Source organism: Novosphingobium sp. ERN07 (genome assembly GCF_012641335.1).
In the GTDB taxonomy this organism is placed as follows: Bacteria; Pseudomonadota; Alphaproteobacteria; order Sphingomonadales; family Sphingomonadaceae; genus Novosphingobium.
Genome location: NZ_JABAID010000008.1, coordinates 146,544 through 154,030 on the forward strand (window position 1 = coordinate 146,544; position 7,487 = coordinate 154,030).

5 protein-coding genes and 1 pseudogene are annotated in these 7,487 nt (G+C 60.4%); 4 read left to right on the forward strand and 2 right to left on the reverse strand.

Translation table 11 applies throughout. The features are described 5' to 3' along the window. Positions 1-9 precede the first annotated feature (9 nt). A complete protein-coding gene (locus tag HGI47_RS12790; RefSeq protein ID WP_370521710.1) occupies positions 10-1,443 on the forward strand; it encodes a DUF4118 domain-containing protein in 1,434 nt (477 codons plus the stop codon). Then, on the forward strand, positions 1,440-2,114 hold the full coding sequence (locus tag HGI47_RS12795; RefSeq protein ID WP_168853154.1) for a response regulator transcription factor: 675 nt from the start codon (positions 1,440-1,442) through the stop codon (positions 2,112-2,114). Before HGI47_RS12790 ends, HGI47_RS12795 begins: the two co-directional genes overlap by 4 nt. A 257-nt stretch (positions 2,115-2,371) precedes the next feature. Here the strand turns inward: HGI47_RS12795 and HGI47_RS12800 are convergent. Then, positions 2,372-2,637: pseudogene (locus HGI47_RS12800) on the reverse strand (transposase); the annotation flags it as partial. A 92-nt stretch (positions 2,638-2,729) separates the two neighbouring features. Continuing rightward, the gene (locus HGI47_RS12805) at positions 2,730-4,400 is read right to left on the reverse strand and encodes an MASE1 domain-containing protein (RefSeq protein ID WP_168853155.1); all 1,671 of its coding nucleotides are present in this window, start codon (positions 4,398-4,400) and stop codon (positions 2,730-2,732) included. A 385-nt stretch (positions 4,401-4,785) separates the two neighbouring features. Between HGI47_RS12805 and HGI47_RS12810 the strand changes: the two genes are divergently transcribed. After that, positions 4,786-5,364 (forward strand): response regulator transcription factor, encoded by a 579-nt coding sequence (locus tag HGI47_RS12810; RefSeq protein ID WP_168853156.1) that lies wholly within the window; start codon positions 4,786-4,788, stop codon positions 5,362-5,364. Between the two features lie 338 nt (positions 5,365-5,702). Next, positions 5,703-7,478, forward strand: a complete 1,776-nt coding sequence (locus HGI47_RS12815; protein WP_168853157.1) for a ShlB/FhaC/HecB family hemolysin secretion/activation protein — start codon at positions 5,703-5,705, stop codon at positions 7,476-7,478. The last annotated feature ends 9 nt before the right edge of the window (positions 7,479-7,487 follow it).

Below are 7,487 nucleotides of genomic sequence, written 5' to 3' on the forward strand. Positions count from 1 at the left end.
GTCTTCGCCGTGAACCGGACCTTCATCACCAGTCTGATTGCTCTCATGGCCGTGGCGGCAGTGGCCCTGCTCACGGTGGTGCTGCTGCCAACGCTGGGGCTGGCTTCGGCATCGCTGCTGTTCTTGCTGCCGGTGCTGCTGGTGGCCGCACGTGGCGGGATAGTTCCCGGCCTTGTCGCGGCGCTGGCCGGGACGGCGGCCTACAACTTCTTCCTGCTCGAACCGCGCTACACCTTCCGCGTGCACCAGATCGACAATCTGGTGAGCATGTTCGTGCTAGGCGCGGTAGCAATCGTGACCAGCCGCCTCGCCACGCGGCTGCTTGCACGCGAGGCTGAAGCGAACGCGCGAGCACAGGCGAGCGCGGAAGCAGCAGAGATGGCCATGATCCTGTCGGCAGACCCGCCGGATCGGGCGCTCCACGATGGCGTGGCGTTCCTTTCGAAGCGCCACGGCGAAGCCATGCTTCTGGATGAACAGGCTCTTGGCATTGACGATGCTGCGCTGTCTTCGGTGGATCGCTCTGCCGCCGCGTGGGCGCTGCACAATGGCGATGTGACGGGGCATGGCACGCAAACGATGGCGGCGGCGGAATGGACGTTCATCCCCATTCACCCGCGCAGTCGCAGCGATCAGGTCATCCTTGCCCTTTCGCGGCCATCCTGCGGCACCACGCAAGGCGCCGAAGAGGTCGAGCATGTCGGCAGGTTGTGCCAGTTGCTTGGGCAATGCCGTGATCGGGCCAGCCTTGCGCAGGAACGCCGCAGCCGCGAACTGGCCGAAGCGAAAGACCGCTTACGGCAGACATTGCTGGCATCGCTGGCCCACGATTTCCGCACGCCGCTTACCGTGATTGCGGGGCGGCTCGAACTGCTGGCCACGCAGCGCGATGATGCGCAGGACGCATTGCAGGCAGCGCGGCGGCTAGACCGCATGATGGCAGACCTTATCGGCGCAGCGCGGATCGAAGACGGCTCGCTTGCCGCCTCGGCCGACAGCATCGATCTGGTCGATGTTGTCGCCGCGGCCTTTGACAGTGTGGCAGCGCCTGCGGGCATCACTATCCAGCAGAATATCCCCGCCGATCTCCCGTTCATCGAAGGCGATGCGGTTCTGCTGCTGCACGTGATGGCCAATCTGATCGACAATGCCTTGCGCCATGCCCGCACCATCGTGGCGGTAAGGGCGAATGCGAAGGACAATCTTGTGCTCATCGCGGTGGAAGATGATGGACCGGGCATCCCGCCGCCTGAACGCAACCGCCTTTTCGAACGCTTCGCCCGCATCAAGGGATCGGATCGGAATGAGGGCAGCGGCCTCGGCCTTGCCATCGTGAAGGGATTTGCCGATGCAATGGGCATGACAGTGACGATCACGGATGGGCAGTTTGGCGGGGCCTGCTTCACGCTTGCCGCCCGTGCGCGCCCGATGGATATTGCATGAGCGCGGTGCTGTGCATCGATGATGAACCGGCGATCCTTCGCCTGCTTGAAATCGTGCTGGGCCGGGATGGGCATTCGATCATCGCCGCAAAGGACGCCCGCTCGGCACTGGCCGCGCTGGATGCGCAGCGGATCGATGCCGTCGTGCTGGACCTTGGGCTGCCCGACCGCGACGGTATCGAACTGCTGGCAGCACTGCGAACGCGCAGCCCGGCGCCGGTGATCGTGCTATCGGCCCGGACCGATGTGTCGGAAAAAGTCGCGGCCCTCGATCTTGGTGCGTCCGACTATGTGACCAAGCCTTTCGAAGGCGACGAACTGCTGGCCCGCCTGCGCGCTGCCCTGCGCAGCGCAGGGCGGGCGACACCATCCGGCGAAAGCCTGACCCACGGCCCACTGCACATGAACCTCGCACGGCACGAACTGAAAGTTGGTGACCGACCGGTTACGCTCACGCCCAAGGAATTTGCGGTATTGCGCCAACTGATCACCGCCGGTGGCCGCGTTTTGACTCACAGCGCCATTCTGGAAGCCGTGTGGGGTAAAGCCCATCGAAGCGACGTGGAATACCTGCGCGTGGTGATCCGCGCGCTCCGCCTCAAAGTTGAGGAAAACCCAGCCTCACCCTCGCTGATCCGCAACGAACCCGGCATCGGGTACCGTTTGGGTTAGACGGCAGGGGCACAGCCACAACAGCATCATGGCACTGAGTTGATTTTGAAAGGAAAAATCCAAGAAAACGGCCAAACTCCTCATTTTCCTCAGCAATCATTCAGTCGGTGACTGGAGCACTACATGCTGGCGCGATGGACGGGGTGAAGCATCTCGTCGCTAGACTTGGACTGGTTGATGCGCGCTCAAGTTAATGAGATCGACACAGGCTACACTCGGTGACTTTTCCATTGGTCGTTCATTGCCCATCCAATCCTGCTCTTGCTCTGGGTCGCATCAATCATAACCGTCTTCGGAGCGGCGCTCTCAGCGGCCAGCCCTTCCATCATGCGGAAGGCAGATACCAATCTCGCCCCACCGCTTCCATCGGTTCTAGAGTGCCTTAGGTGGGCCATAGCCCTTCGGCGCATCACACCAGCGCGCCCGGTTGCGATTGACGAATATGATCCCGCTCAGCACCCGCCGATCATCGACCCCGTGGCTTGCCGTGGCTCTTAGGACAATACGGTCAGAGCCGCGCCATCTGCTCGTCCGTCAGCCAATACAGGTCGCTCTTGCTCACCTCCTTGCGGAGCCTGAATCAGATCATGCCTCTCGGATCAATGGGTCCTCAGCCTAGAGGGAGGCCGGCGTACCTTGCAATGCGTCGTGCGTTGCGCGGGGCAGGCGGAAGGAAAAGACGCTGCCTTTGCCCGGGTTTGAGCGAACGGTGATCGTGGTGCCAAGATCGAGCGCGATCCGCGAAGCGATGGCAAGGCCAAGACCGAGGCCTTTGCTATCGATATCCCGCGATTGGGAGCCCTGATGGAACTCGTTGAATATATTGGCCTGTTCGTCTTCAGGAATGCCGATGCCAGTATCGCGCACCTCAATAACAGCGTGATCGCCGCGCAATCGGCAACCGACGAGAATACCGCCTGATAGAGTGTAGCGCAGGGCATTCCCGATCAGGTTGCGCAGAATGATTTCCACCAAGGCCGGATCGGCAAACAGCATCGCCTCGGTTTCCCGCGTGCGATACACAAGCTGCTTCCGGTCAGCTTCGGGGGCAAGCTCCGCCTCAAGGCTGTTGAGCAGCGACTGGAGTGCAAAGACCCGGTTGCGCGGGCGAATTGCGCCAATTTCGGTACGGGAGAAATCGAGGAGCATATCAAGCATATCCGCCGAAGCGTTAGCCGCCGCGCGAGCATGATCGAGCACCTTCTGGCTGCTGTTCGGTGGCTGGCTTTGAGTCAGGACATCCAGTGACAGTTTGAGCGCATGGATTGGCTGACGCAAATCGTGGCTGGCTGCGGCCAGAAACTTTGACTTTTGAAGATTGGCATCCAGCGCGATCTGGCGCGCCATTGTGCTGCGGGCAAGGGAGCGGCGCAAGTCTGCCAGAGCGGCTGCCAGCAACGCACTGGCGACGGCCTCGATCAGCAGGAAGGAGTGCAGCAAGGCGTAACTGCTGGTCACGCCGCCGCGCAGAAACGGGCCATAGCCGCTGACCGTCACAATGATCGTGCCGACAGCAATGCAGACCGTGGAGAGGACTGCTCCGGTAAGCCCGAAGCGAACAGCCGCCGCCATGCCGATCAACAAGCAAACCAGCTTGCACACTTCGACCGCCCATATCGGTGAGACTATCACGCGAAAACTTGCGATGACCCCGAGAATGGCGAACCCAAAAGCAACGATTTCGGCAATACGCCAAGCCGTGAGGCGAGCCGAGACAATGCGTTGCCACAACAGAAGCGGCGGTGCCACGGCGATCACCCCGGCTGCATCGCCCATCCACCAGATGAACCACGTCTCAAACGATGGCGCCTGGTGGCGTGCGATCACATCCAGAGCGAGCGTGCCGAACCATGCGCTGATCGTGGTGCAGGCCAATCCCGCAAAGGCAATGAACAGGGCTACGCGCTCCAGTTCGCCCAATTCGGCGACGGCGTTGCGCCTTTCTATGATCCTGAGGAGGCTGGCCCGCGCAACAAAGCTGGGCAAGGTGTTGCCCAGAGCCAGGATCACCGCAGCAACTGGCGAGCTGAGGGTCAGGAGGTTGACCAGAAGCGCTCCAGCGGCGATGCCCGGCAGCAAACGCGGGCCGCCTAGCCAGACAACTGCCATGGCAATACCCGATGGCGCCCAGAACAGCGTGACGGTGCGACCGACGATGGCAAGCTCAAGCCCGGCGTAACCGGTCAGTGCATAGGCCAGTGCGAGCAGAAAGCTCTGCCAGAACAGTGCCGTCAGCCTTTCCGACACGGGCTCGTTGGGTTCCAAAAACAGGCGGTCGGAAAGCATGGTCAGGCGCGCCGGGCTGTTGAGTGGGGTGCGGCAATTGCATACGTGTTAACCGGCCGCTGCATCGCCACGCATGCAGCGGAAGCGTTACGCCGTATCCGGCGGACCAGACAGTAACCGAGCCCCAACTTGTCCCTCATCCGAACCGCAGTCATTTCAGGTGCAATCGATTTTGACAAGTGCCCCTTTTGGGCGGAGTGCAGACGTTCAAGCGCGAAAATACTTATGCAACAACTGGCGTATTTCGGGACAAATCGTGCATTCCAGCGTGGAATATTGCGCAGATTTGTGATCATGAACGGCGCGAGGCCAGTGTCATCGGCGCTGACCGCGAAGAGGCAGCGGAATATGATGCCCAGGGTAGAGTGATGGTGCGAGCGAGCAGATGAAGCCGTTTTCGGTGCTTATCGTAGACGATCATGACCTGTTTCGCGCAGGCATGGCGCTGATTATAAATCAGAATTTTCCGGCGGCCGTGGTCACAACGTTTGCCACGCTCGGCGAAGCGTTCGACGATAGCGACAGCGCACCCGATGTTCTTCTGCTGGACTACAATCTGAAAGGTATTTGCGGAGACACTGCCATTTCGCTCGCGCGTACCTGTTGGCCGTCAACCGCCTTGGCAATCGTCACGGCAGAGACTGATCCGCGCACTCTGGAACAAATTCGCTCCATTCCGGCAGTAACGCTGCTGTCGAAAACGGCCCCCCCACGAGTGCTTGTCGATCTGCTTCGGGAATGTGTGCCTGACGAATATCCGATGCAGGCGGCGGCCAGCCTGAGCAACCGCCAATTGGAGATTCTGCGCCACATACGTGAGGGACATTCCAACAAATCGATCGCAAGGCTTGTGGGCCTTTCCGAGTTTACCGTCCGGGGGCATGTGCAACGAATTCTGAAAGTCACCGGGGCGGTCAACCGTACCAGCGCGGTCTTTTTGGCAGAGCAAGCCGGATTACTGTGAAACGATCCAGTGGTGATGGTTTGAAGTTTTTGCGCGACACGATGCTGGCGGTGACGGGCGAGGAGAGGCCTTGATTTCGGCAATCCCAACTCGGCGCCGACAACACACATGCAAGCGCGGCTCCAACGACTAACACGAGACGTACGCAGCCCGCCGCTTTCTGGCCGCGGTCACGCTAACGCCCGAAATTAACTATAGGTATAGATCCCTATATATACCGTAGCGCCACCTTAATTTGTTCGGATTGCCGCCGAGCAGTACATTTTGACTGAACGCCTCCAGTTTGGGTCAATCTGTCGCGATTGTCTCCGTTTGCGAACTGTTCTTCCTAGCGCGGCATGAGGGGTACTATTCACACAGTTATCGCGCGTGCGCTGCGTCTGCCGGGCAAGCCATGCGTCGCATCAACCAGCCTTCTGGCCTTCATGGCTGTCACGATACCATCAACAGCAGCCTTCGCGCAGGCGGTACTGCCGCCGGGTGCTGCAGAAGCCGGCCGGCAGGCCGACACGATCCAGCGTCAGCAGCAGGAACGGGTCGACGAAGACACGACAAGGATCCTGACGCGTCCGCAAAGCCAAACCGTGATTGAAGTGCCGACGCACGAGCAAGCCGAAGCTGCGCCCGGGTCATGCCAGACGATCAACCGTATTGAATTCGAGCACAGCCCGCTGCTGAGCGAGAAAGGTCAGGAGCGACTGACCGCTCCTTATCTCGGACGCTGCCTTGGTCTTGGAGATGTGGAGAACCTCCTCTCAGACATCACCCGCTACTACATCGAGAAGAGTCGACCGACCACGCGCGTCTACATAAAACCGCAGAATCTGGCTCAGGGCGTGCTGGTGCTCGATGTCGTGGAAGGACGGGTCGAAAAAGTCATCCTCGATGACAACGCCAAAGGTACCGTCAATTTGTTTACGGCATTTGGTCTTGTCAGGAACAATGGCTTCAATCTTCGTGTGTTCGAGCAAGGTCTCGACCAGATCAACCGGCTCGCATCGAACCACGCTTCGCTGGACATAACTCCGGGTTCCAAGCCGGGATACAGCATCGTCAAGATCACCAATCGCCCGGATTCGCGCCTGCACCTCAGCGCGTCGATAGACAATACGGGCCAGACCAATACCGGGCGAAGGCAAGGCACCGGTACGATCATCCTCGACGATCCCTTGGGCCTGAACGAGATGTGGAGCTACACGCGGCGCCAGACCATCTTTGAAAACAGGCCGAACACGGACTCGCATTCGAACAATCTGCTGTTTTCGTTGCCGTTCAATGCGCTGACCTTTACCGGCGGGTACAACGACAGCGAGTACAGATCGCAGACGGTGACAGATGGCGGCACAGTTTTTGTGCTGACGGGCGCGAGTTCCAATGCATTCGGCCGGGTCGATGCTGCGGTCTGGCGCAATGCGCGCAACAAGGTCGAGCTTTCGGCGCAGCTCACCAACAAGCGCAATCGCAACTTCATCAACGGCATCTTCCTTCCGGTCAGTTCGCGCGTGCTCACGACCGTCGCGCTGGAAGCGAACTGGTCTGTTCTGATCGGGCGCGGCAGCTTCAGGGCCGGGGTTGGCTGGACCAAGGGGATCGATGGCCTTGGCGCGCTTGACGATTCCACGATTGCTAGGACGGCAGACACGCCGCACGCGCAATTTGACAAGCTCACCGCGCGCGCAGCATTTGTCGTGCCGCTGCAGGCCGGCAATGTGCGCATCACCTCGTCAACCGAGTTCGAAGCGCTCTATGGTTTCGATCCGCTCTATGCCAACGAGCAGATCGTTATCGGCTCGCCATTCACAGTTCGCGGGTTCTTCGACAACAGCCTGATTGGGGATCGCGGCTTTTACCTGCAACAGGAGTTCTCCAGCCTGCTGCCGGTGCAGATTGGACGCGGGCAGGCGTTCTTGCGCCCCCATGTCTCGTTCGACCTTGGCCGTGTTGCCCCGGCCACCGCCATCGGTGCGCGCGGCACGCTTGCGGGCGTTGCCGCGGGCCTTGGCCTGACGTTCGGCCCGGTCAACCTTGACATCACGGGCAGCCGCTCGATCGCACGCGGTCCGCTCCCCGACGAGGGTTTCCTCGCCTTCGCCCGCGCGACAATTTCCTTCTGAAGGCCTTAT

Bases quoted from the DNA above. Each gene is read 5' to 3' on its own strand.
- HGI47_RS12795 (WP_168853154.1), top strand. From the start codon at position 1,440: ATGAGCGCGGTGCTGTGCATCGATGATGAACCGGCGATCCTTCGCCTG.
- HGI47_RS12805 (WP_168853155.1), bottom strand. From the start codon at position 4,400: ATGCTTTCCGACCGCCTGTTTTTGGAACCCAACGAGCCCGTGTCGGAA.
- HGI47_RS12810 (WP_168853156.1), top strand. From the start codon at position 4,786: ATGAAGCCGTTTTCGGTGCTTATCGTAGACGATCATGACCTGTTTCGC.
- HGI47_RS12815 (WP_168853157.1), top strand. From the start codon at position 5,703: ATGAGGGGTACTATTCACACAGTTATCGCGCGTGCGCTGCGTCTGCCG.